General features: G+C 37.3%; 25 protein-coding genes. 5 read left to right on the forward strand and 20 right to left on the reverse strand.

Annotated features, from left to right (window positions below):
- Window position 1: 1 nt before the first annotated feature.
- A complete protein-coding gene (locus tag IGK03_RS12050; RefSeq protein WP_002387350.1) occupies window positions 2–1,405 on the forward strand; it encodes a dicarboxylate/amino acid:cation symporter in 1,404 nt (467 codons plus the stop codon).
- Window positions 1,406–1,475: 70 nt separating this feature from the next.
- Here IGK03_RS12050 and IGK03_RS12055 read toward each other — a convergent pair whose 3' ends face one another.
- Together IGK03_RS12055 and rlmH are read right to left on the reverse strand one after the other, a co-directional pair.
- Window positions 1,476–5,168, reverse strand: coding sequence for a polysaccharide lyase family 8 super-sandwich domain-containing protein (locus IGK03_RS12055; RefSeq protein ID WP_142964131.1), 3,693 nt, complete (start codon window positions 5,166–5,168; stop codon window positions 1,476–1,478).
- 580 nt (window positions 5,169–5,748) lie between these two features.
- Entirely contained in the window at window positions 5,749–6,228 is a 480-nt protein-coding gene (rlmH, locus tag IGK03_RS12060; RefSeq protein WP_002355021.1) for a 23S rRNA (pseudouridine(1915)-N(3))-methyltransferase RlmH, read from the reverse strand.
- A gap of 400 nt (window positions 6,229–6,628) precedes the next feature.
- Here rlmH and IGK03_RS12065 point away from each other — a divergent pair, with 400 nt between their 5' ends.
- Window positions 6,629–7,927 (forward strand): S1C family serine protease, encoded by a 1,299-nt coding sequence (locus tag IGK03_RS12065; RefSeq protein ID WP_002368406.1) that lies wholly within the window; start codon window positions 6,629–6,631, stop codon window positions 7,925–7,927.
- A 46-nt stretch (window positions 7,928–7,973) separates the two neighbouring features.
- Here IGK03_RS12065 and ytpR read toward each other — a convergent pair whose 3' ends face one another.
- From ytpR to pepA, 10 genes are all read right to left on the reverse strand, one after another.
- Window positions 7,974–8,594: a YtpR family tRNA-binding protein gene (gene ytpR / locus IGK03_RS12070; RefSeq protein WP_002361057.1), complete on the reverse strand. Its 621-nt coding sequence runs from the start codon at window positions 8,592–8,594 to the stop codon at window positions 7,974–7,976.
- Between the two features lie 103 nt (window positions 8,595–8,697).
- Window positions 8,698–9,522 carry a PTS system mannose/fructose/sorbose family transporter subunit IID gene (locus IGK03_RS12075; protein WP_049095591.1) on the reverse strand — a complete coding sequence of 275 codons (825 nt, stop codon included), beginning with the start codon at window positions 9,520–9,522 and terminating at the stop codon, window positions 8,698–8,700.
- Window positions 9,506–10,276, reverse strand: coding sequence for a PTS mannose/fructose/sorbose/N-acetylgalactosamine transporter subunit IIC (locus IGK03_RS12080; RefSeq protein ID WP_002365320.1), 771 nt, complete (start codon window positions 10,274–10,276; stop codon window positions 9,506–9,508). The genes IGK03_RS12075 and IGK03_RS12080 overlap by 17 nt, the downstream gene beginning before the upstream one ends.
- Window positions 10,277–10,297: 21 nt before the next feature.
- Window positions 10,298–10,771, reverse strand: a complete 474-nt coding sequence (locus IGK03_RS12085) for a PTS sugar transporter subunit IIB (protein ID WP_033625179.1) — start codon at window positions 10,769–10,771, stop codon at window positions 10,298–10,300.
- Between the two features lie 2 nt (window positions 10,772–10,773).
- On the reverse strand, window positions 10,774–11,517 hold the full coding sequence (locus tag IGK03_RS12090) for a BtpA/SgcQ family protein (RefSeq protein ID WP_010710898.1): 744 nt from the start codon (window positions 11,515–11,517) through the stop codon (window positions 10,774–10,776).
- Between the two features lie 11 nt (window positions 11,518–11,528).
- Window positions 11,529–11,939 carry a PTS sugar transporter subunit IIA gene (locus IGK03_RS12095; RefSeq protein ID WP_002359084.1) on the reverse strand — a complete coding sequence of 137 codons (411 nt, stop codon included), beginning with the start codon at window positions 11,937–11,939 and terminating at the stop codon, window positions 11,529–11,531.
- Window positions 11,940–11,953: 14 nt separating this feature from the next.
- Window positions 11,954–12,685, reverse strand: a complete 732-nt coding sequence (locus IGK03_RS12100; protein WP_002365323.1) for a GntR family transcriptional regulator — start codon at window positions 12,683–12,685, stop codon at window positions 11,954–11,956.
- Window positions 12,686–12,788: 103 nt separating this feature from the next.
- Window positions 12,789–13,244, reverse strand: a complete 456-nt coding sequence (locus tag IGK03_RS12105) for a universal stress protein (protein ID WP_002385249.1) — start codon at window positions 13,242–13,244, stop codon at window positions 12,789–12,791.
- Window positions 13,245–13,391: 147 nt separating this feature from the next.
- Entirely contained in the window at window positions 13,392–13,706 is a 315-nt protein-coding gene (locus IGK03_RS12110) for a thioredoxin family protein (protein ID WP_002355015.1), read from the reverse strand.
- Window positions 13,707–13,717: 11 nt separating this feature from the next.
- Window positions 13,718–14,794, reverse strand: a complete 1,077-nt coding sequence (pepA, locus tag IGK03_RS12115) for a glutamyl aminopeptidase (protein WP_002355013.1) — start codon at window positions 14,792–14,794, stop codon at window positions 13,718–13,720.
- Window positions 14,795–15,100: 306 nt separating this feature from the next.
- Here pepA and IGK03_RS12120 point away from each other — a divergent pair, with 306 nt between their 5' ends.
- Entirely contained in the window at window positions 15,101–15,442 is a 342-nt protein-coding gene (locus IGK03_RS12120) for a PepSY domain-containing protein (protein ID WP_002355012.1), read from the forward strand.
- Window positions 15,443–15,760: 318 nt separating this feature from the next.
- Entirely contained in the window at window positions 15,761–17,416 is a 1,656-nt protein-coding gene (locus IGK03_RS12125) for a peptide ABC transporter substrate-binding protein (RefSeq protein ID WP_002355011.1), read from the forward strand.
- Window positions 17,417–17,482: 66 nt separating this feature from the next.
- Here IGK03_RS12125 and IGK03_RS12130 read toward each other — a convergent pair whose 3' ends face one another.
- From IGK03_RS12130 to IGK03_RS12160, 7 genes are all read right to left on the reverse strand, one after another.
- Entirely contained in the window at window positions 17,483–18,319 is an 837-nt protein-coding gene (locus IGK03_RS12130; RefSeq protein ID WP_002396861.1) for a PTS system mannose/fructose/sorbose family transporter subunit IID, read from the reverse strand.
- A complete protein-coding gene (gene agaW, locus IGK03_RS12135) occupies window positions 18,291–19,064 on the reverse strand; it encodes a PTS N-acetylgalactosamine transporter subunit IIC (RefSeq protein ID WP_010713739.1) in 774 nt (257 codons plus the stop codon). Before agaW ends, IGK03_RS12130 begins: the two co-directional genes overlap by 29 nt.
- A 24-nt stretch (window positions 19,065–19,088) precedes the next feature.
- Window positions 19,089–20,240 carry an N-acetylglucosamine-6-phosphate deacetylase gene (nagA, locus tag IGK03_RS12140; RefSeq protein WP_033625182.1) on the reverse strand — a complete coding sequence of 384 codons (1,152 nt, stop codon included), beginning with the start codon at window positions 20,238–20,240 and terminating at the stop codon, window positions 19,089–19,091.
- A gap of 45 nt (window positions 20,241–20,285) precedes the next feature.
- A complete protein-coding gene (gene agaV, locus IGK03_RS12145) occupies window positions 20,286–20,762 on the reverse strand; it encodes a PTS N-acetylgalactosamine transporter subunit IIB (protein ID WP_002355007.1) in 477 nt (158 codons plus the stop codon).
- 26 nt (window positions 20,763–20,788) lie between these two features.
- Window positions 20,789–21,226, reverse strand: a complete 438-nt coding sequence (locus IGK03_RS12150) for a PTS sugar transporter subunit IIA (RefSeq protein WP_002365328.1) — start codon at window positions 21,224–21,226, stop codon at window positions 20,789–20,791.
- A 146-nt stretch (window positions 21,227–21,372) separates the two neighbouring features.
- Complete coding sequence (locus IGK03_RS12155) at window positions 21,373–22,467, reverse strand: acyltransferase family protein (RefSeq protein ID WP_202520398.1); 1,095 nt, start codon at window positions 22,465–22,467, stop codon at window positions 21,373–21,375.
- An 86-nt stretch (window positions 22,468–22,553) separates the two neighbouring features.
- Window positions 22,554–23,369 (reverse strand): carbohydrate deacetylase, encoded by an 816-nt coding sequence (locus tag IGK03_RS12160; protein WP_174116500.1) that lies wholly within the window; start codon window positions 23,367–23,369, stop codon window positions 22,554–22,556.
- 144 nt (window positions 23,370–23,513) lie between these two features.
- On the opposite strand from IGK03_RS12160, the gene IGK03_RS12165 reads away from it, so the two are divergent.
- Complete coding sequence (locus IGK03_RS12165) at window positions 23,514–24,266, forward strand: MurR/RpiR family transcriptional regulator (RefSeq protein WP_002365331.1); 753 nt, start codon at window positions 23,514–23,516, stop codon at window positions 24,264–24,266.
- 68 nt (window positions 24,267–24,334) lie between these two features.
- Here IGK03_RS12165 and IGK03_RS12170 read toward each other — a convergent pair whose 3' ends face one another.
- Window positions 24,335–24,886, reverse strand: coding sequence for a DNA-3-methyladenine glycosylase I (locus tag IGK03_RS12170; RefSeq protein WP_002400471.1), 552 nt, complete (start codon window positions 24,884–24,886; stop codon window positions 24,335–24,337).
- Between the last annotated feature and the right edge of the window lie 54 nt (window positions 24,887–24,940).

Consider the following 24,940-nt stretch of genomic DNA (forward strand, 5'->3'; position numbering starts at 1 on the left):
TTTGGGAGGCAACAAAGTGGAAAAGAAAAAACGTGAAGTGAAAGGTATCTCATTTACCAAAAAAATGGTGATTTCATTGGTGGGAGGTTTAATCGTTGGGCTCGGCTTTTTATTTTTAAGAGAGCACCTTATTCGCAGCAATCAAGGCGCTGTGTGGCAGACAATCAATCAGATTCTTTTCCAAGATATTTCAGATCCTGAAAAAGGACAATCTGCGATTGGGCTTTTCTATATTATTGGTCAACTATTTATCAACGGCCTACAATTAGTGATTGTGCCGATGGTCTTTACTTCAATTACTTTAGCCATTTGTCATATTACCGATACGCAAAAATTAGGACGAATTTCTTATAAAACAATTTTTGGCTTTTTATCGATGTCACTGATTGCTCTATTAACGGCAGGAATTGTGGGCTATAGCGTATATTTAACTGGCGCTTTTAATGTGTCGTTATCTGAAACGCTAGCTCCTGTCGAAGTAAGTACGAGCGGCAACCCATTAATGGTGATTGTCAATGCTGTCACGAAAAATATCGGTTCTGCATTTAGCGACAATGGTGCGATTTTAGCCGTTGTTGTGTTGGCAGTGATTACTGGTTTATGTATTAATGCATTAGGGGATAAAATTCGTGTTTTCAAAAAATTAATTGAAGAAGTCAATGCGATGGTCACGTTATTTTTAACCTTTGTAATTACTAAATTTGCTCCTATCGCCGTCTTTATGTTGTTAGTTCGGACGTTTGCTTCTTACGGGATTGATTATTTAAAACCAGCGTTAGTCTACGTTGTAACAACGACAGCGACGCTCTTAGCCTTTTTGATGATCGGTTACCCATTATTTATCTTATTTGCGACAAAATTAAATCCTGTTCCTTTTATTAAAAAGATTATGAAAGTTGTGGTTTTTGGATTTTCTACTTCTTCTTCAGCAGCCACTTTACCGTTAAATACAAAAACAACGGTTGAAGAGTTAGGTGTCGACAGCGATGTTGCCGCCTTTGTCTTGCCGTTAGGAATGACTATTAATATGAACGGCACAGCGATTATGCAAGTAATTGCGGCTATTTTTGTAGCGGGCGTAGCTGGTTATGAAGTGACACCAGCTAATATTGCCTTGATTGCCATTTTAGCTTTAATGTCATCCATTGGTACACCGGCGGCACCTGGCGCTGGCGGAATTATCCTTTTCACTATTTTAACTGGTTTAAACTATAACAATGAGATTGCGATTGCGACGTATTCATTAATTTTAGCCATTAATCGTCCAATCGAAATGCTCGTTACTAGCCTAAACGTGGTGGGTGATAGCGCCACTGCGATTTATGTTGCACATTCGGAAGATTTGTTGGATGAAGCCACTTATCTGACTGATGTCGCTGACTTGCAAAATGCGGAAGCGGAGTAATTAATGAAAAAGCAGACTTCTTGTATGGAAGTCTGCTTTTTTATTATGTTTTTAGTGAATCCGTAATTTTTTACTTCTTCGATTTACTTTTACGAAAAACTAAAAGACACCCACTGGCGATAACTAGAAGACCAATAATCACAAGCGCGATCGATTTCTTTTCTCCTGTGCTCGGTAAAAATTGGCTAGCTTTTCTGAAACCACCTTGGCTTGATGGCTTAACTTGTTTCGTACCAGTTTGATCAACTCCCGCACTAGTATTTAAGTGTCCATTATTCCCCCCATTTTTTTGTTCCGTTTTATTTTCCCCACTATTTTTCAATGTTAATTGCTTCACTGCCGAACGTAGTTTTGCTTCTGCTTGGTCTACTTCTGCTTGCGTTGCTGTTGTTTGATCTGCCACAGTTTGTGCTTGTTTCAACGCTTCACTGTAGACTTTCCAGCTGCTTGCGGTGTAGTCTTTTTCTTGGTGTTTCTCGTTTTCTTTGATGATTTTCAACAAGTTGGTTTTATCTACTTCTTTAGTTGGCACTTTTACCAATTGCTTCACTGCCGAACGTAGTTTTGCTTCTGCTTGGTCTACTTCTGCTTGCGTTGCTGTTGTTTGATCTGCCACAGTTTGTGCTTGTTTCAATGCTTCGCTGTAGACTTTCCAGCTGCTTGCGGTGTAGTCTTTTTCTTGGTGTTCTTTTTGTTCCTGAATTAATTTTTCTAACGCTTCTTTCGTTACTTCAGGAGTTGTTTTAACTGTGATTGAACGCGAGCTGCCATTTAACCCCGCACTATTTAAAGTGATAATATTTTGGTCAACAGAAATTTCTGGATCCGCTGCGACTACTTCAAGAATGCCCTTATCAAATTCAATAGAAACGGATGCATTATTTTGTAAAGGATTCGCAAGAGTCAAGCGATAAACACCGTTATCAATTTTTTCTGAAATAACCGACATTGGATCATACGCATACAGTCCTGCAATTTCTTGGTCATTATTCCATGCATTCATCATGATATAATTACCTGCTTCAATGGCTTGTAAGTTTGCTGTATTTTCTAGAACAGTATAGCCTTTGTTTTTAGAAAGAGCTGCGATTTCTTCATTCGTTTTCCCAACCACTGTTAAATATTCGTAAGTACCATTTTCAACAGTCTTGCCATAATTTTTACTAATTTTAGCAAATGTATTTGTATAGGTTTTATCATTAACAAAGTATTCGTTAATATCTCCGTAGCGACCAGAGCGTTCTTCTATTTGAACATCAAGCGTATTCATTGAATTAGGAAAAACATAGCCAATGTTATTCAATGGATTCGCTGCGCTTAAACTAATCCAAGAATTATCTTTATCTGAACCTTGGTCAAGCTTCACTTCCTGTGGATGAATCATCCGATTATCGAGGATTGTTTCAATCGAAGCATCTGTCGTACCAGTAATGCCACTTCCCAAATTGATGATTTGTCCATCTAATAAGAACCAAGATTTTTTAGCAACTAAGTTCATTCCTTCATTATTTTTATCTAAAAACATTCCTATAGAGGCAACCTGTCCATTATTTGAGCCACCTACCCATGACTGGGGACTGCGTTTCCCTGTATAAGCTCCATTTGCCAATTCTCTTGTGTCAACTGTCGTTCCTGGTAATCGATATGGATCGATCGTTGCCCAATATCCTTCATCAAACTGAGCAAAGTCTTGATTGTATAAATAAAGCATGCCGTCTGCTGTATGCCAGCCTTTTTTATTTTCCGTATTCCCAAATTCATAGTTTCCGACACGTTGTGAATACATACTGATCCCCACCGCATATTCGTTATTTTTCTGTAGGACTCGATCCATCGAACCATATACATTTAAAGATTGCATTGGTGTCGCTTGGGCAGGTGACGCACTATTCACCACATTTTTCAAGTCAATTAACGCTTCAAAATCTCTTGGTTTTTTAAAGAAATGATAGTATGACCCACTTTGTTGGAGCCACGTTTGGACAGATGTATAAATGTCATTTCTTAAATTTTCTGGTGCAAATTTTGCAATTAAGGTTAAATTAGCTATTGTTTCTTTACCCGATTCAAACTCTGTAGTAAAAGGATTCGTTTCTGGCGCTCTGGAAATACTTCTACCAGAAACCATCGATGGCATTTTTCCATTTACCATCAATTGTAAGTAACCTTTATCAACAACATTAAATAAATTACTAATGTTAGGGTCATTCATCTCCCAGTCGGAACCTTGTAAAATAGTCTGAATTCGTCCAAACCCTTTTAGCAACTCATTCCCGTAACTGCCGTTGTACGGAAAATAACCATGTTGAATCAAGGAACCATCAGGATATAAGCCATCACCAGAGGAAACACTTTTTAAAACGGACGGAACAGCTTCTTGTACTTGTACTAGGCGTTGATTATCTTCTAACAAAAGTCCAGTACCTAAAACGGTGATTGAAATATCTGTTAAGTTAGCCCCTGTTGCACGATAAATTGGCCATTGTATGTTTGGATCTTTTGCATACAGCATCAGCGGAGCAGTAAATTTATTTAATTTTTCTGCATCTGTATTCAATAGGTCATCATGTAATAAAATCAATGTATCTGTTAGCGGCTGCGCGGAACCAATTTGCCAATCCCACCAGTTACCTGTGTAATACGTTCCATTGTATTTTTTTGTATCAATCATAAATTCAATGCCTTTAACAATCGCATCATAAACTTCTGGTTTTTCAAAAAGCTCACTTGATGGTTCATAGTAGCCTAACGCTAATTTTTTAATATTGGTAAATTGAGTCGTGTAATCAGCAGACACTGTATCCGATGGTTTTCGTTCCCACAGATACCCACGATCTGCTGCTTGATTAAGCGTTTGCCACAATGCTAAACTCTCCGTAGCAATCTGGGCACGATACTGTTGCACATCTGCATCGTTATCATACTGCGTTGTACCTAACAATCGCATTTTCCATTTTGCTCGCATTTCCGCATATTGTTTATTTTCTGCTACAACAGTCACAGGAATTGTATCACTAATTTCTGTTCCTTTAATTTTGACTGTTACCTTCGCTTCACCACTCTTAACTGCTGTTAAATTACCCGTTTGGTCAACCGTCACAATGGTAGGATCACTACTCGACCACTCAATCTGATCCTCTGTGATATCTACTCCAGCTGGTGACACTTCAAAGGCTAGCTGTTGCTTTCTTTTTTCACTAATAGTCAGGTTCTCTGTTAAAAGTTTAATCGCTTCTGGCAGTCGTTTTTTTTCATATGCTTCAAACGAAATAATACTTGAACTGTAAAATTGCTTATTTGTGTGTTGCCACATTTTCATCTGCTGATATTTTACAAAACGTGCTTGTACATTATTGCCATCAATATATTTTTTAGTAGGTTGGCCACCTTGCCCATTCTCTTCTTTAAAGATAGATTGATAGCTTTCACCATCTGTTGAAACTAAGATTTCATACACAGGACTTTCTGCATGCAACTGTAAAACGAGTTCGCCAATGTTTTTTACTTCACCCAAATCAACAATTAACCATTGTTCATCTTGCTTATCAGCGGACCAGCGTGTTGTTTCATCGCCATCGACAGCTTTTTCGCCAACAAATTGAGGGTATTTCCAATTCTCTCCAATTTTTCCTCCTTCCACACCAGAATATGTCACTTCTTTTTGTAAAAATAAATCAGTTATTTCTTCTGCAGAGGCACTCATCGCAGTTAGCGAGAAGCCTGTAAGCATGAAAGCAACAACGACTATTATTTTTTTAATCATATTTTTCCCCATATCTTTCTATTTTTAAGCAACCAATCCGACTTTTCCAAACACTTTTTTCTGATAATTTAATCAACTTCCTCCTCTACTAAGTATTCTATATAAAAATTAGGCATGAAAAGACAACCTAAAGTAATTACTTCAGACAGACTTTTCATGCCTAGTTTTCCCTAGTCACATGAAATATTATACATGTTTACGCTTTCACTTTAAGGTAATTTTTGGTTACTGTCAATAGCGTTTTCTTCATTAAAGAGCTTATTCAACTTTTCACGTTAAAAATATTGATTTTTATGATAATCCCTTAATTTTTTCTCATTTTAAAATAATAATTATGGGTGCTGAACCTATTTCTGAGGCACAACAATCGGACAATTTTAAAAAAAACAAGAGGAATGACCATTGTTTTTTGCCATTCCTCTCATTTTTATTTATTGTTTGAACGGTAACGTTGCTCTCAAACCAGTTTGATTGAATTTTTTTATTTTCTATCAAACAAACAGACTAAAGATATTTTACTTCATATATTTTTCAAGCAATGACTTGATTCATAGAACTTACTGAGCAACCAGCCTACTTCCTATTTATGATACGGTTCCCCTTTCATAATCCGAAAACCGCGATAAATTTGTTCCACTAATACCAAACGCATTAACTGATGTGGATAAGTTAAGCGGCCAAAAGAAATTTGTTGGTTACTTCGCTGAAGGACTGAATCACTGAGACCTAAGGAGCCACCAATGACAAAGGTTAGATTACTTTTGCCACTAATCCCTAATTGTTCAATTTCTTTTGAAAATTCTTCACTAGATAATTGTTTGCCATTAATGGCTAAAACAAAGACGTATTCGTTGTCATTAATTTTCCCCAAAATACGTTGGCCTTCTTTTTCTTTGACTTGAAGCATTTCAGCGTCACTGAGTTTCTCCGGGGCTTTTTCATCTGGTACTTCAATGATTTCCATCTTGGCATAGCTATTTAAACGTTTCAGATATTCATTAATGCCTTGAATCAGGTATTTTTCTTTCAGTTTTCCGACTGTTACTAGTTTAATTTTCACCTATTCCACTACTTTCTCGTTTTCTCTTCTTTCTTATTTTAGCACGAAGTTTGGCTACTTTCCACAACGTTTCCACATACTTATACACATATACACAGAGTTATCCACAGAACAAACTAAAAAATTACTTTATTTAACAGCTTTTTCAATACAAACACATATTCGCCACTGATTTGTCCACATTATCCACATTCTGTGGATAACTTTCTTAAAAACTATACACAGAGTTATTCCCGATTTGTTCACATTTTTCTGTGTATAACTTTTTCATTCGTATTTTTTCTGTAATTTTTCCCTAAGTTGTTCATAAAAAATTCAAAGCTATTCGATAGACTAAAGGAGTAGGAAACAGATATACTTAATATAGAAAATTCAGATGCACTTATTGGGAGGTTATTTTATGCAACGAAAAGATGTTACACCTAATTCAGATAAAAAAAGTTTATTGCAAAAATTTGGAATTGGTTTAGCTGGCGGCTTACTTGGTGGCGCCCTTATTCTAGGAGGCGCTTATTCTGGGATTATTCCCACACCCAACGGCGGAAATAATGCAGCGACGACGACGTCCACTAATCACGGCGACACAAAAGTCAGCAATGTAAGTTACAATGTTTCTAGCGATGTCACAAAAGCCGTGAAAAAAGTTCAAAATTCTGTGGTTTCTGTCATTAATATGCAAAGTGCTAGCAACAATTCTTCGGCAGATGATCCTTTTGGGGGATTGTTCGGTGGGAATGAAGGTACTCAAGACTCTTCCGGCAACAATGGTAACGATTTAGAAGCAGCCAGTGAAGGTAGTGGGGTTATTTATAAGAAAGATGGTAAAACGGCTTATGTCGTGACAAATAACCACGTCGTAGATAAAGCGCAAGGATTGGAAGTTGTTTTATCTGATGGTACCAAAGTGAAAGGCGAATTAGTCGGAACCGATGCTTACACGGATTTAGCCGTGATTAAAATTTCTTCCGACAAAGTTGATCAAGTCGCTGAGTTTGGGAATTCTAGTAAAATCACAGTCGGTGAGCCTGCTATTGCGATTGGTTCCCCGCTAGGTTCTGATTATGCTAACTCTGTCACACAAGGAATCATCTCTTCTGTGAATAGAAATATTACCAATAAAAACGAGTCTGGTGAAACCATCAATATTAATGCCATTCAAACCGATGCTGCCATCAATCCAGGAAACTCTGGTGGTCCACTAATCAATATTGAAGGACAAGTCATTGGCATTAACTCAGTAAAAATTGTGCAATCAACTAGTCAAGTGAGCGTTGAAGGGATGGGCTTTGCCATTCCAAGTAATGACGTAGTCAACATTATCAACCAATTAGAAAAAGATGGTAAAGTGACACGGCCAGCTCTTGGGATTACGATGTCTGATTTAACAGGTATCTCTTCACAACAACAAGAACAAATTTTAAAAATTCCAGCTTCTGTAAAAACTGGCGTAGTGGTTCGTGGTGTTGAAGCAGCGACCCCTGCTGAAAAGGCTGGATTGGAAAAATACGATGTTATCACGAAAGTTGACGGCCAAGACGTAAGCTCTACTACAGATTTACAAAGCGCGCTTTACAAGAAAAAAGTTGGCGATAAAATGGAAGTGACTTATTATCGTGGTTCTAAAGAAATGAAAGCAACGATCGATTTAACCATTGATAAATCAGCTTTAACACAACAAAATAATCGCAGCAATCAATAAAAGAAAGAAACGACCTGTTGTTCAGACAACAGGTCGTTTCTTTCTTTTATTCTCCTACCGCAAATGCAGAACCAACTTCTGCATCAAAAGGCAATTCTAAGATTCCTTTTTTAGCAGGTGCATTTGGTAAACGTAATTCTTTTGCTGAACAAATCATTCCAAAACTTTCTTCACCACGTAAAACCCCTGGCCAAATCATTAAACCATCAGGCATCATTGCGCCTGGTTTGGCCACAACTACTTTTTGTCCTGCTTTGATATTCGGTGCGCCACAAACAATTTGTAAGATTTCGCCGTTGTCTACTTCTGTTTGTGTGATAGATAAATGATCTGAATCTGGGTGTTTTTTACATGATTTGACAAAGCCGACCACAATTTTAGGGGTGTCGTCTTTTTCAAGGGTTTCTGAAAATCCCGCATCTTTAATCGCTGTATTGACTTTTTCGATTTGTTCGTCTGTTAAAGTCACTTGGCCAGTGCCATTAATGTCACCTAGAAGCGCTGAAGCATTAAAAATATTCCAAGCTACCACTGTTTCTGGCGCCTCAACTAAACTTACACGTGCCACATCGCCGACACGTTTTACTTGGTTTTCCGCCCCTTGATCGTCCGCAACGATGACAAGTAAGACATCGCCAACGTGTTCTTTGTTATATGCAAAAATCATTTCTGTTCCTCCTAAATTTGAAAGCTATAGGCTGGATAGCTAAATTCTCTCCTGTCCTATAGTAACAAAAAAAGGGGAAAGTTGCACTTACAATTATTGAATTTTAGGCAATCCCTAATGCTGCCAAAAAAATAGATAATAGAATAACCCCAACTAAAAGTGTCGTTGTTTTCACTTTTCTCCCTAATAACCAGTAAATAACTAAGAAGAATAAAGCCGGGAAAAAACCTAACATGATTTGGTCGATATATTCTTGTAATGGCGTGGCGATTTTTCCAGAGCCAACTTTGGCAGTTAACTCAAACACGACATTAGAAGCCGTCATCCCACCAATAACCATTAACCCTAAAATAGAGGCAGCTGTGGTAACTTTTTCGATTACGCCGCTATCTTCAACATCACTAAAAAATTTAGCACCTAATTTAAACCCTTTATCCAAACAGATATACCGTAAAGCAAAATGCGGAATATTGATAATCAGTAAAAAGGCAATCGGACCAAAAATATTTCCTTGTTTAGACAATGAAATAGCTACACCTGTTGCGATAACTTTTAAGGTCCCCCAAAAGAAAGAATCCCCAATCCCAGACATTGGTCCCATTAAACTAGTTTTCACTGCATTAATACTAGCTGAGTTAAATTCATGATTTTTAGCATTTTCTTCTTCCATTGCTCCAGAAATTCCTAATAATAAGGTAGAGATATGCGGGGTGACAGACATAAACTCTAAATGTCGTTCTAAGGCCGCTTTCTTCTCTTCATTATTTTTATACAACCTACGTATAATTGGAGCCATTGCATAAGCATAAGCTAAATTTTGCATCCGCTCATAATTCCATGATGCATCTAACGTTAAAGAGCGAAAAAATACAGACCAAAAATCTTTTTTAGTAATGACAGATTTTGTGTTTTTAGAATTCATTGTCATCGACAACAGCCTCCTTTGTTTGACCATCACTCATATTCATATATAGTAGGACAATCACGATGCCAAACAAAGCAATCCCCACTACTGAAATTTTTAAATAAGCAGCGAATAAAAAGCCTAATAATAGAAATGGAATCATCTTTTTTGTTACCATCATTCTTGCTAACATCGCAAAACCAATTGCTGGAATAATACCTGCCGCAATATCTAATCCATGCGTAATAAAGTCTGGGACATAAGACAATACCTTTTCAATAAACGGCACGCCTAAGTAAAAGCCTAATGCCACAATTAGAGCTAACAAAACTTTATTGCCAATTCCTGCAATTAGTTGAATTCGCTCTACCCCTTGAATATTGCCTCGTTTTGCTTCCTTATCAGCTAAATGGCTAGCGCCTGTAAGTAAAAATGTCATCTGAAGATTATCGATTAAAAGTACTAATGTAGCGATTGGAACAGCTAAAACAACCGCACTAGAAATTGATTGCCCACTCATAATTACATAAGCTGTTGCAATAATCGTTCCTGAAACAAAATCTGGTGGATTACTTGCGCCAACAGGAAATGCACCCATAAATACCAACTCTAATGTTGCGCCAAGCTTAATTCCCGTATCTAAGTCTCCTAAAGCTAACCCTACTAGCGGAGCGACAACAATTGGACGGTTCCACATCGTTGAACCAAACCAGCTATGCATGTAGGCAAAAAAGGCAATTAAAAACATTAATAGAACCTTGATAAATGTCACTTCCATCTATTTGACCCTCCTATTTATTTAATTTAATAACTTGTTTATGGCAACCTTTTGATCGTCAGGGACTAATTGAACGGTTAATTCGATTCCTTCATTAGTTAGTTCTTTAATTTGTGCAATGTCGGTTTCTGATAAATGAACAGCTTTTGAAATTTGTTTGCGCGTTCCCCCATTTTTCATTCCACCTAAATTAACTTCCTTAATTGTTGGCACTTCTTTGACCAATTGATACATATCAGCAACTGATTCACATAAAATAAATAGTTTATATTTATCTGTCACCCCAGAATTTAACGCCTTAATTGAATCATCAATCGTTTTCATAACTAATTTAACACCTGAAGGTTTTGCCATTTTCATAGCGCTCATTCTTAATGGATCCTCAACCAACGTATTACTAGCAATCAAAATACAATCTGCTTCTAAAAATTTTGTCCAAGTAAACCCGACCTGACCATGAATCAAACGATGGTCCACTCTTGTCATTTTAATCATCCTTATTCACCTCTCAGTTCTTTCACAATTTTCATAAACGAATCAACATAAGGAGCATAAATATCTCCCGTATCTTTTCTCGTATCTTTGAAGTTACTCCCTACAATTGCTGCATCGCAAATCGCCAATTGTTCTTTCACATTTTTGTCATTTAAACCCGCTGCGACAATTAACGGAAACTCAGGTAATTGTTTTCTAAACAACTTAATCTTTTCTAGTGATGTCTCTTCACCCGTTGCATTTTCTGTCACTGCAATAGCATCACAACGTTGCTGTGCAATTTTCAAATCTTCTTCGACTGATTTTTCAGACAACATTGGTTGATATTTGAAGCGCACGCCACCAATTAATTTTGCTGTTGTTTTTGCACGATATAAATCAAAAAAAGCTTGTAAGGATGCTTCATCCCGCGGTTTCACATGACCAACCACAGAATCAATCTGTAAAAATTGTAAATGATATTTATTGGCTAAATGAAAACCTAATGGGTCAACATTTAACACATTTACACCAATAGGAATCGGTAAATCTAATGAAGTAACATATTGGAGCGCTTTTTCTAGCTGAACATAATCCCCATAATAGTTCTCCATCAAAATTGCATCTATCCCATGTTCACTGTAAATTTGAATCTCTTTTTTTGCTCGCTCTTGAATCTCCTGATCTGTTTTACCTTTTAAATGAATCACCCCAATAATTGGTTTTTCAACTGCAAACAGCTCTAAAAAATCAGCTTTTTTCTTCATTAATACTCCTCCTAGAAATCATCATTTTCTATCTCTTCGATATGAACGCGTTGAATTCCTTGTCGTGCATTTCGAATAATTACCTGAATCTTTTCATCTGTTAATTTTTCTGAACCTGCTAGCATAAGCTCTAGTGCCAAATTCAAATTAACGCCAGAGAAAACGATTACATTTTCAAGCACAGTTAGCCCCATCATAGCTGTAACCACACTTGCACCAAATAAATCACCCATGAGGATAAATTCATCTTCTGGCGCTTGTTCGGCTTTCTTTTTTAACTCTCCAAAAAAATCAACTGCACTTTCACCTGGATACAGACTATATGTATGAACGGCAGCTGCAGAGTGTCCCGCAATCATTTCTAGCGAGTGTTTAATCCCCTTAGAAAAATCACCATGTGAAGCAATGTAAAACCTTCTCATTTCATAAACCTCCTTTATTTATTATATGAACGAATGGCTACTTTGTAGGATTCGCTACGGATATATTGCTCATTAAAATATAAAATTTGATTATCATTATCCACAACTGTTTGATTAATTTTGACCAACGCTTCTTCTTCACTAATCGCTAATGCTTCTGCCAACTTTTCATCGGCCAAGGCAATTTCAATGATATTATCAAAATAGCTAGCAATTACCCCTCTATATTGCCGTAAAATATCTAATAATGAAGTATCTGTTAATTCTAAGTCCAACATAAACTGATCTTCTTTTCTAAAATAATCAATCTCGAAAATTGCAGGCATATTATCTAACGAACGGAGGCGCTCAATAACAATAACTTCTGTCGCTTTTTCAACACCCAATGCTTCTGCAACATGCCCTGTTGCTTTTTTCAAACAAATTGATATGATCTTAGTTGTTGGTTTACGATTCATTTTTAAACCTGACTCAGTAAAACTCCCACCAGCTGTCATGCTCTCAACATAGGATGGCATTGAAACAAATGTCCCTTTTCCATGCCGTTTAATTAAAATATTTTCATCAACTAATTGTTTAATCGCATTACGAACGGTTACTCGGCTCACTCCGTAAATGGTCATCAATTGTTCTTCTGAAGGGATTTTTTCTCCTACTTGATATTCACCACTTCTAACTTTATTTAAAATAGCATCGTATAATTGTTGATAAAGCGGTGCTTTTTTATTTGATTCTAATTTATCCATTAATCATACACCTCATTTTAATACGTCTTAATACGTCTTAAAAATAGCAAATAAAAAAGAGAATGTCAAGAAAGAGTTTCCTTTCTTGACATTCTCTTTTTGCTTATTTTTCTTCAGAGTGAACAATTAAGACATCGCAAGGTGCTTGACGAATAATGTAGCTACTGACGCTTCCCATGACCACACGTTCGACTGCGTTTAATCCTGATTGTCCCACCATAATTAAATCAACATTGTATTTTTCAGGTAATTCATGACTCATGACTTCTTTGGGTGAACCAAACATGGTAACTGTTTCAACATTATGAAAATCAACGCTTTCAGCATACTTTTTACAATCGGCCATTAATTCTTCCGCAGCGGCTGTTTCTTGATCAATTAATTGATCATTTAACGTCGAATACCCCATCATTGTATACACTTGATTTTCTAAAATATTTGCAACAATGACTCGGCTTCCGTTTCGACGAGCAACCTCAATTGCACGTTCATAAGCTAAATTGGCTTGATCACTACCGTCTACGCCGACAAGAATATTTTTATACATTTGTTCTTCCATTTTCGTCACCTTCCCGATGGAGGCTGATCTAAAAGGCTTCTTTGACTAAGAAACTAGAGTCAAAAATGAATTTAGGACCCTTACGCAGAACGCCCTTTTGTCCAGCTGATTCTCTCTTAATTTAATGGTTCCTCTGGTTCATGAAAATTAGCCTAAGCTAGTTAAAAATGCACTGATTTCTTCTTTTGTTTTTCGGTCTTTGTTTACTAAGCGTCCTAACTCTTGACCGTTTTCAATTACGACAAAACTCGGAATACCAAAAATATTCCACTCGGCAGCCACGTCAATAAACTGATCACGGTCGACTTCGATAAATTGAAACGCTGGAAATGCTTCTTCAATTTCAGGCATGACTGGTTTAATGAAACGACAGTCTCCGCACCAATCAGCAGTAAAGAAGAAAACATTTTTACCTTTTTCAACATAAGTTGCTAGTTCTTCTAATGAATTAGGATAAATCATTTAAACATCCTCTACTTTCCGTAAACAATTGTATTAACTGTTGATTTATCCAAGCCACGTAATGCTTGTAACAACATTTCCCGTGCTGCTTCATAATCCGCAATACTAAACATTGTTTGATGCGTATGGATGTAACGACCACAAACGCCGATGACTGTACTTGGTACACCATTATTAGTTGTGTGCGCTGCCCCAGCATCCGTTCCGCCTTTAGAAACAAAATATTGATACGGAATATTGTGTGTCGCTGCTGTATCCAATAAATATTCACGCAAGCGAGGCAATGTGATTAAACCTGGGTCGAAAATCCGTAATAACGTTCCTTCACCTAAATGACCATATGTCCCTTTTTTCGTGTGAATATCATCTGCCGCTGAACAATCCACCGCAAAGAAGATATCTGGATTAAATTTATGAACAGATGGTTTAGAACCACGTAAACCAACTTCTTCTTGTACGTTTGCTCCAGCAATTAATGTGTGGCCTAATTCTTCATTTTGTAACGTTTCCAATGCATCTAATACCAACGTACAACCATAGCGGTTATCCCATGATTTACTGATAATATTTTTGCCATTGGCTGTTTTAATCGTTTCTGTTTGTGGAACAATGGAATCCCCTGGACGAACACCAAAGCTTTCAGCTTCTTCTTTTGAAGAGAATCCTGCATCAAATAACACATCAGAGACTTCTAATTGTTTTTGACCACTCGTACCACGCAACAAGTGTGGCGGAATAGATGAAGAAATACATGGATAGTTCCCTTTACTTGTTTTTAACGTAAAACGTTGTGCTGAAACAACATAGGGATTCCAGCCACCTAAAGGAACTACTTGGAATAAACCATTATCGTTAATTTGAGTTAACATGAAGCCAACTTCGTCCATGTGGGCTGCTACCATTACGCGTGGCGCTGCTTCCACTTTTGAACGTTTAATCCCAAAAATACCACCTAAACCATCATATTGGACATCGTCCACTAATGGGGTGATATGTTCTTTCATGTACGCGCGAATGTCGTCTTCAAATCCGCTGGTTCCTTGTAATTCAGTTAATTCCTTGATTCGTTGAAATGTTTTTTCTTCCATAGATGTATGTCCTATTGCTTTTGATTTGTTGGAAATTACGCCAACCAAGCGTCACTTTTTCTCTAAAAAGTCACTTTATCCTGTCGATAAAAATAGGTACTCCTTTCATATGATTTCACTCTTATTATAACGCAAATACTAGAAAATGCACATCGCTTTCTCTTTTTAAACGTGACAATGAGAATGCTCTAAAAGAATGATTGAAAAACTTTTTTTATTTCTCAGCGGCCCCTTCTCTATGGTAAAATAAGAGTGATACTGACAAAAGTAATAGTAAGCAGAAACCGACCAAGGGAGGTCATACAAATGAACGAAGAAAATGAGTTGACATACTTTAAAGGCGGCTTAGCGCTAGGCGTTGGTCTTGGTTTAGTAGGCGGCATTGCCTCAACCTTGTTCTACCATAAGAAAAAAACAATCTCCGCTGATCTCGTCTTAGAAAATGTAAAAGCTGCTTTTTTAAAAGAAGGACCGATTGAAGGTTCGTGGATTGAGTTTGAGAAAAAGCCCTTGCGGAAATTCGCCATCCACTCCAAAACATATACTGGAGGAATTTGCCGCATTGAAGACGACGGCATTGTTCAATACGAATTCACTGCAGATGCCTACACAGGAACTGTCATTGACATCCAACGATTAAAAGATTAAAAAGATTGTTACAAAAGCACTTATTTGCTTTTGTAACAATCTTTTTTTCTTCTCATTTGTTTTTTGTAAAAGGGATGTTTATTTTATGTCAAAAAAATCAAATCAATGATGAATAAATACTCAAAAATCGAATGTTTTCTGTATGGAAATCACCTCAAATCTTTACTTATCAACGTTTGTCCACTTTTTTCATAAAAAAGATTAGACATTTTTTAAAAATTGATAAAAGAATAATCATTTCTAACGATTTTTTAATTTCTCCTTTTCATTTTTACATTATACTGAGAGTATTGCTAAAAATGAAAAGGAGCGTGTCAAATGAAGAAATCTGTTTTATTTACTTCATTACTTGTATTATCAAGCTTAGCTTTAGCGGCCTGCGGCGGTGGCAGTGACGATAAAGGAGCAAGCAACGGCGGCAGCGACAACCAAGTATACACAATGGTTGAATCCCAAGAAATGCCTAGTGCCGATCCGTCCCTTGCGACAGATGAAGTGAGTTTTACCACTTTAAATAATGTCTACGAAGGAATCTATCGTTTAGATAAAGACAACAAACCCGCGCCTGCTGGTGCAGCCGAAAAAGCGACTGTTTCAGAAGACGGTTTAGTTTACAAAGTTAAATTACGTGAAGAATCAAAATGGTCTGATGGCAAACCAGTTACTGCTGCAGATTACGTTTACGGTTGGCAACGAACAGTGGACCCTGCCACTGCTTCAGAATATGCCTACATGTTTGAACCAGTAAAAAATGCTGAAAAAATTTCTAAAGGGGAACTACCTAAAGAAGAATTGGGCATTAAAGCAATCAATGATCATGAATTGGAAATCACTTTAGAAACAGCAACACCATATTTTGACGATTTATTGGCTTTCCCTTCTTTCTTGCCGCAACGTCAAGATATCGTTGAACGTTTTGGTAAAGATTATACAAAGAGTAGCGATAAAGCAGTCTACAATGGTCCGTTTACGCTAACTGAGTTTGATGGTCCCGGAACAGATACTAAATGGTCTCTAACTAAAAATGAAGAATATTGGGACAAAGAGACTGTCAAGTTAGATAAAGTCGCTATCAACGTGGTGAAAGAAGCCCCAACTGCCTTAAATCTTTATGAAACTGGTGAAGTGGATGATACGTATTTATCTGGCGAACTGGCCCAACAAATGCAAAACTCGCCTGACTTGGTCCAATTAAAAGCCGCTTCTTCTTTCTATTTAGAAATGAATCAAGCAGATGAAAAATCACCATTGACCAACGCAAACTTACGTCGTGCTATGTCTTATGCCATCGATCGCGATTCATTAGCTAAAAACATTTTAGCCAATGGCTCTCTTCCTTCACAAGGCTTCGTCCCTGTGGATGTCGCGAAATCACCAAAAACGGGTGAAGACTTTGTTAAAGAAGCTGGTAGCGACAAATTAGTCAAATACGACAAGAAAAAAGCTGTGGAATACTGGAACAAAGCGAAACAAGAACTTGGTGTTTCCAACTTAACGGTTGATTTAATGGTAGACGACTCTGAAGGCGCTAAAAAAATGGGCGAATATCTTCAAGGATCACTGTCTGATACTTTGGAAGGCTTAAAAGTAACTGTGACGCCTGTCCCTATGGCTGTTCGCTTAGATCGTACCTTAAAAGGGGATTTCCAAATCGCTGTTCGTGGTTGGAGTGCCGACTATTCAGACCCAATTAACTTCTTAGATTTATTAGAAAGCTCAACTTCTAATAACCGTGGACGTTACAGCAATCCTGAATACGATAAATTCATTGCTGCGTCCAAAACCACAGATGTTAACGACCCTGAAAAACGCTGGGAAGATCTAATCAACGCTGAAAAAACAGTAATTGCTGATATGGGTGTTGTGCCAATTTACCAAAAAGCAGAATCACACTTACGTGCACCAAACGTGAAAGAAATTATTTATCATCCAACAGGTGCTAAATACGACTTCAAGTGGGCGTATAAAGAATAATCACTCGATTAAATTTAGAAAAAGATTTGGAACAATAGCGATTTTGGCTATTGTTCCAAATCTTTTTTATATAATCCCGATTAAAGAACCTAACAACCCAAAAATCACAGTAAAAATAATTAAAGCAATCGGCGTACGTCCTTTTTTCAACATAATAAAACAAAACAGCGTAAACACTAAAGGTAATAAATTGGGCATGATTGTATCAAACAATTGTGTTTGAAGGTCTAACTTAGTGTCTTTCAAGCGAAAAACAAAAGTTGTCGTTAATTGTACACTCTTCGGAATCAACGCGCCCACCACGGAAATTCCTACAATTGTTGCTGAACGAGATAATTTTTTAGTACTTTCGCTTAAAACTGAAATTGCTTTGACACCCATTTTATAACCTAGATTAATTAACCCAATTTTGGCAGCCATATACGGAATATTAAATAACAACAAGAAAACAATTGGTCCTAAGATATTGCCTTCTAATGATAGTTGTGAACCAATCGCTGCTGCAATCGGCAAAACGGTTAAATAAAATAGCGCATCCCCAATTCCGCCTAACGGGCCCATCAACGCTGTTTTAATCGCTTGAATGGATTTTGGTGATTCTTTTGACTCTTCCATTGCAATAATCACACCATGCATGAACGTCACCAATTGTGGATTCGTGTTCATAAATTGTAAATGATTTTCCAAAGAAAGAGCTAAGTCTTCTTTATCACGATGAATCTTTTTCAATCCTGGAATTAATGAGTAGGTCCAGCCGCCTGCTTGCATTCTTTCATAATTAAATGAAGATTGTAGCAGATACGAACGGAACATTATTTTTTTTAACTCTTTTTTTGTTATTACTTTTTCGGATATCGTATCATTATATGTTTCTTCAGATGCCATCTTCTTCAAACCCTCCATTATTATTTGATGCAGTGACTGTATTATTTCTTTGTGCGTAAAATTCATATAAAGCAATTGCGACAGCTAAACCTGCAACCGCTAATGTATCTAATCCTAGATAGGCAGCCATAACAAAACCAAAAATAAAGAACGGCGCGTAGGATGTTTCCCACATCGTTTTTAATAACATGGCGAAACCTACTGCTGGCATCATACCACCTGCAACGCTCAAGCCATGAATACTCCATTCGGGTAGAATAGAAATGAAACTAGATGCTTTATCAGCACCAAAGAAAATACATAAAAATACTACAAAAAAATAACAAATGAATAAAACGATTGGTAAAAAACTAGACATTCTTTCGATGCCTCTTGTATCTGCTTTTTTTGCATAAGCATCAAATTTATGCATAATTGGTGACATCGCTGTATATAACAAGGTAATTAACGCTTGCGCTGCAACTGCGAAAGGAACAGCCAACCCTACGGTCACTTGTGGGTCAGATTTTGTGATAATTGCTAACGCTGTTCCAATAACTCCCCCAATTACTACGTTGGGTGGTTGCGCACCGCCGATTGCTACTGCACCAATCCAAACTAACTCTAGCGTTGCCCCAGTGATTAACCCTGTGTTGACATCTCCCAATACTAAACCAACAATCAGCCCTGTAACAATCGGACGATGAATATGTGTCTGTAAGACAAGCTTATCAACCCCTGCTATCCCAGCCCAAATTCCTACCAAAATTGCCTGTACTAACATTTTTTTCCTCCTATTAGACTTCGTCTACTTTTTATAAACTGTTTCACCATTTACTAAGGTTTCTAGCACTTCGTATTTCTCATCAATAATTGTAAAATTACCTAAAAGCCCTAGTTTGATTTCTCCCATAGATTCGTTCACATTCAACAAACGAGCTGGATTTTTCGTGACTGAATTAATTGCAATCACTTCTGGAAGTAATGCTTTTTCAACAAGGTTGCGAACCATATTATTTAAATGGTTCGTACTTCCAGCTAACTTGCCATTGGCTAAACGGACCACATTTTGTTCATCAATAACCATTTCGATCCCTTTTTCTGGTTTTGGATAAACGCCTGGTTGACATCCTTTGGCCCAGATAGAATCTGTCACAGCAATTAAATAGTCCTTGCCTTTTAGTTTGGCTAACACACGTACTAATGAATAATCAACATGTACCCCATCAGCAATAATTTCAGCAAACGTTTCTTCACTATCCAAAGCAGCAACTACTGCGGTTGGTTTCCGGTGACTGATATCTTCCATCCCATTAAACGTATGGGTAAAACTTTTTGCACCTGCTTCGACAGCTGCCATTGCTTGTTCATAGGTCGCAGCCGTATGGCCAATTGAAATGACTACATCATGTTCATGACAATATGTAGTTAAGGTATTCTCTACATCATTTTCTGGTGCCAACGTCATTAATTTTATGTGCCCTTTTGCTAACTCTTGCCATTTTTTAAATGTCTCAACGGATGGTTTTACTAATAACTCTGGATTATGAGAGCCACGAAATTCTTCAGAAATCATTGGGCCTTCCGCATGAATCCCTAAGATTTGTGCCCCGTTGGTTCCTTGGTCTTCCTCAATAAATGAACCAATCACTTCAAATGAATGTTCCAAGTCTTTTGGAAATGTGGTTGACGTTGTTGGTAAAAAAGCTGTAATCCCTTCTTCTGGAAGGTAAGCTTGCCACTCTTTGATAAATTCATGATTGGCATGATTGGCATCCCCACCATGCCAACCATGATCATGAATATCAATAAATCCTGGAAGAATGCGATTTTCTCCGTATTCTTTGTCGACAGCTTTTTCATTGTACGGTAGAATTGCAACAATTCGTTGTTCTGACACTTCAACTTGAGCTGGTTGAAATTGTTCGTTAATCCATACGTTTTTACTTTGAATAATCATTCTTCCCACTTCTTCTCTTCAAAATTATTGTCCAACATTACTTTTTTATGAAAATAATGCATCTAAACTTTCTTCTGGCGTTGACGGGACACGTTGAATCGAAAGTTTAACACCTAATTCTTGTAGCTTTTTAAAGGCGTCTACATCTGTTTTATTAACCGCAACAGCGGTAGCTACTTGTTTTTTGCCTTCTTCCATATGCATATTACCAATGTTTAATTTTTCGATTGGCACACCACCTTCTACCAAGCGCAATGCATCAACAGGATTATCAACTAACAGAAAAATCTTTTGTCTTTCTGAGGCTTTATGAATGACCTCAATCGTTTTCTTAATGGAGAAAAAACGGGTTTGTACTTCTGCAGGGGCCGCCATGTTTAACAATTGTTGGCGCATTGTATCCTCAGAAATTGCATCATTTGCGACTAAAATTAAGTTGGCGCCTAAAGAACCGTTCCATTGTGTTGCGACTTGACCATGAATCAAGCGATTATCAATTCTTGTTAATAAAATATTCGGCATAGTGCTTCCTCCTCTTTTCTAATTGGTTAGATTCCGTCTGCTTCTTCTTGAGTATTTGCTTGTGGTTGTTCTAGTTTTTTATGAACAATCCCGTCTCTGGCTGAATCTGTGACCATTGAAACAAAATCTTCTACGTTCGTGCTGATTGTGCGTAATGCAAGCCCTTCAAGAACCATCGGTAAATTTGTTCCTGCTAACACTTCAACATTTTGATAATTACTTGCGACAGTCATTGAAATTCTAAACGGTGTACCCCCTAAAAGATCAGTTAAAATGACCACTGCTGGACACGTCTCCAGCATAGAGTCAACGGCTTTACGAATGTTTGACTCTAATACATCAAGCCCTGTATCATTGAAAAAAGGGACCGCCTGAACATTTGCTTGCTCTCCTGCAATCATACTAACTGATTGATGCATTCCAGTTGAAAATACCCCATGTCCCGTTAAAATAAGACCTATCATTTATTCTTTCTCCCCTAACTATTTACTGAGCTTACTATTTAATTGGATAAGCAGAACTTATTCCTCAAAGAGTGTAACAATTCTTGTAACAATTGAGTATGCTTTCCCATGATTTTGGACGATGATTTCTATTTAAGAACATGTCCCTATACAGATACAAGGCGTCCCAACTTAAATATGCTTTTGAAAAAATGCTCGATTACAACCGTTAACCCAAATGAGCCAACAAATGTACCCATATACAACACAAGAATAACCAAGCTGACTGGTTGATTGGTTAAAAACGGATGGACCAGTTTCAAGACCACTTGAAAAACAAAAACATTCGCTAAATAACTGCGATACGCATAAGTGGCTATCCATTTAACCATTGGTAAAAGACGAATCTTTTTGGCTATTCCTTGTGTTCCCAAATAAAAAACCAACCCGATAATCAGTAAACTATAGGCACTTTGAAGAAGATCCAAATAAGGTAGATCGTTCGGTGTCATCTGTGTTCCATCAAATAAATTCCCTTGGACTGCCTGCCAAAAAATAAACAGAAACAACAGAAATAGCACCACTCTCGTCTTTTTCAAGAAAGTAAAAATTGCCCCTTGATACTTCGCTGCGATGACCCCGAAAATACCATAAATGAGATAACTAAGCCCTGAACGATCTATTAAGTACCAAAGAGAAGTTTCTGCATATGGAAAAATCATTTTCTGGTACCAGAAGCACCAAAGGATATGCGCACCGATTGTAAAAAAGACAATTGGTAAAATCACTTTTTTGTTTTTTGTAATTCTGGTTGCCAACCAAATAAAATACGGCATAAATAATTGGAATTGCAACATCATTACGGCATACCATAGATGTGCCGCGCCATCACCACTGAGAACTTTTCCTAGAAATCCTAGGGGCCTTTCATAGGGCATTCGTTGTTGTAAACTAGGAAAAGCATATAGATAGAGACTGGACCATACCACATAAGGAAGCACCAATTCATAAAATTTTTCCTTTAAAAATTCAAGATACGATTCAGCTTGACTCTTTAACACCATGTTGTAAATAATTGCAAAAATAAACATGGGTGCCGAATATTTAGACATTCGGTAAAAACTACCGATTGAATTCATTGCTTCCGTTTGCGGAGAATGTATCAACACGTATGATAAAACCGTTTGTAAAATAACTGATGCTACAGCGAAAACTTTAAAAAAATCGCTGATATTCAGATTTATTGGTTGTTCTTTACTCATGTACGTCCTCTTTCTTTCAATAATTTAGCGTGTAAGTAAGCGCTCAGATTAAGAACTTACTCACACGCTATTCACGCTTCTTTGATTTACATTGCTAGCGATTCATAATTGGCTAACAAGATGCCGCGTTCTTCAATCGCTTCTTTGACTTCTTGAGACGTTAATATTTCCACTTCACGAATTCGAGGCATACAATACCCTGATTGCTTTTGTAAAATAGTATCGATAAACGCAGGATGACAATTGATTTCAAAGACCTCTCCTTCACTACAAACAACCATATCAAGCAATTGCAAGATGGTTTCAGTTGAAATCACCTTGTCATAAAATTGGTACAACATTTCATCTGGCGTGCGAACATCCTGATATAACTCTAAATAGTCTTTTGTTTCAATACTTCTTGAAGCGTTACGTAAAGGTAATTGATATTTGCGAGCAAGTGCCAAAGCCACACCTAATAACTTTTCATTTTTTCCATGAACGTTATGATGAGAATCAATATGATCAGGGCGTCTGCCACTTTTCATAAATGAAATAATTTGAGCATCCCATTCGTTATAAACCTCTTCTAAATTGACTTTTTCTTCAAAAATCGATTGATGCCAAAAATAACCAGCTTCATCTACTAAGGAAGGAACCATTTCTCGAGGTAAAATAGGTTTTGCTTGGTTCAATGTCAATGTTAAATGGACACCGATAGCTAAAGTCGGCGCACTGATTCGAGCACTCTCCATGGCCTCTAAAAAATAAGGAGAAGTTGGTAATGCAGTTGTTGAAGTAACCACACCACGTTTGTGTGCTTCAATGATTCCTTGCGTTACCGCTGGCGTGTAACCAAAATCATCAGCGTTGATAATTAATTTTTTATTGCTCATTTTTCCCCACTCTCTCTTCTGTTTCATGAATTTTTAGTTGTTTCTCTAATTGATTGTAGCTAAGTAGCGCCGTTTTTTATAGCTAGTTTTCTGATTGAGTGCTATAATCTACAAATAAGACCATGTCCCTAAAAAAGGACATTACGTTCACAAATGACAGGAGGGATCAGCATGCTGTTTTTAACCTATGATCCACAATTAAATCCAACAGAATTAGAGATTTACAAGTATATTAGCCACAATATTGAAAAAGTTCCTTATATGACAATTCGAGAATTAGCAGATGAAATTCATTTCAGTAAAACGGCAATCTGGCGTTTTTGTCAAAAATTCGAGTGTGAAGGCTATACAGATTTTAAATTTAAATTGAAGAATTATCTAAGCGAACGAAAAAAAACAGCCCAACCAAAATCTTTAGATGAAACAATGCTGATTCATTTTTTGCAACGCTCATCAGAAGAATTATTAGAAGGACGGATTGTTCAAGCTGCGGAATTACTGGCAAAAAAAGAATTTGTTCTTTTTATTGGCGAAGGAACGTCCAAAGTCCTAGCTGAATTTGGTGAAATTTATTTTTCCAGTATCTATAATTTATCTGCTTCTGTATCACACCTTTTTTCCCATCCCGTTAGCAAATTATCCGAAGAAACGGCTAAAAAAGTGGGCGTTATCGCCTTATCAGTTTCGGGTGAAACACAAAAAGTTCGGCAAAATATTGATTATTTTATCGAAATGGGGATTGATGTAATTGCCATTACAAATAGTGAAAAAAGCACGATTGCTCAACTTTCAACAGTCACAATCCCCTACTATATAACAACCGAGAAAAGTTCCATTGCAGACGTGACGTCCCAACTACCTGCACTATTCTTAATAGAAAAGTTGGCGAAAACTGTTTCAACGATGTTAAATGAGTGTCCATAATCACTGCAAAAAAAGGAAGGAACTAGCCATTCGTTTTGCTAGTTCCTTCCTTTTTAATTCTTCTATACTTATTTATACTGACACGTTTCTAAATGATCATTCACCAATCCCGCCGCCTGTAAAAAGGAATAGACTGTCGTGGCACCTAAAAATTTAAATCCTCGTTTTTTTAACGCTCGACTAATCTGTTGCGATAATTCCGTGGAGGCTGGAACCTCTTCTGGGTGCTGCCAGTGATTAACGATTGGTTGCTGATCGACAAAGTTCCAGAGGTAGCGATCAAAGGAGCCAAATTCTGCCTGAACTTCTTGAAAAACTTGCGCATTCGTGATGGTCGCTTGAATTTTTAAACGATGACGAATCACACCAGGATTTGCTAGTAAAGCTAAAATTTTTTCCTCATCATATCGCGCAATTTTCCGATAATCAAACGCATCATAAGCTGCTCTAAGCGTTTCTCGTTTATTCAAAATAATCGCCCAGCTTAAGCCTGCTTGCATACTTTCCAAGGTCAATAACTCAAATAACTGTTGCTCTTCATGAACTGGACGTCCCCATTCATCATCATGATAGGCTTGCATCTCTTCAGTTGTATCCGTTGCCCAAGTACATCGCTCCATTGTCCTGCCTCCTTTTATTTGCTAAAAAAGATGCGAACAAAGGGTACTGCCTGT

This window comes from Enterococcus sp. DIV2453a, assembly GCF_050533535.1.
GTDB lineage: Bacteria > Bacillota > Bacilli > Lactobacillales > Enterococcaceae > Enterococcus > Enterococcus faecalis.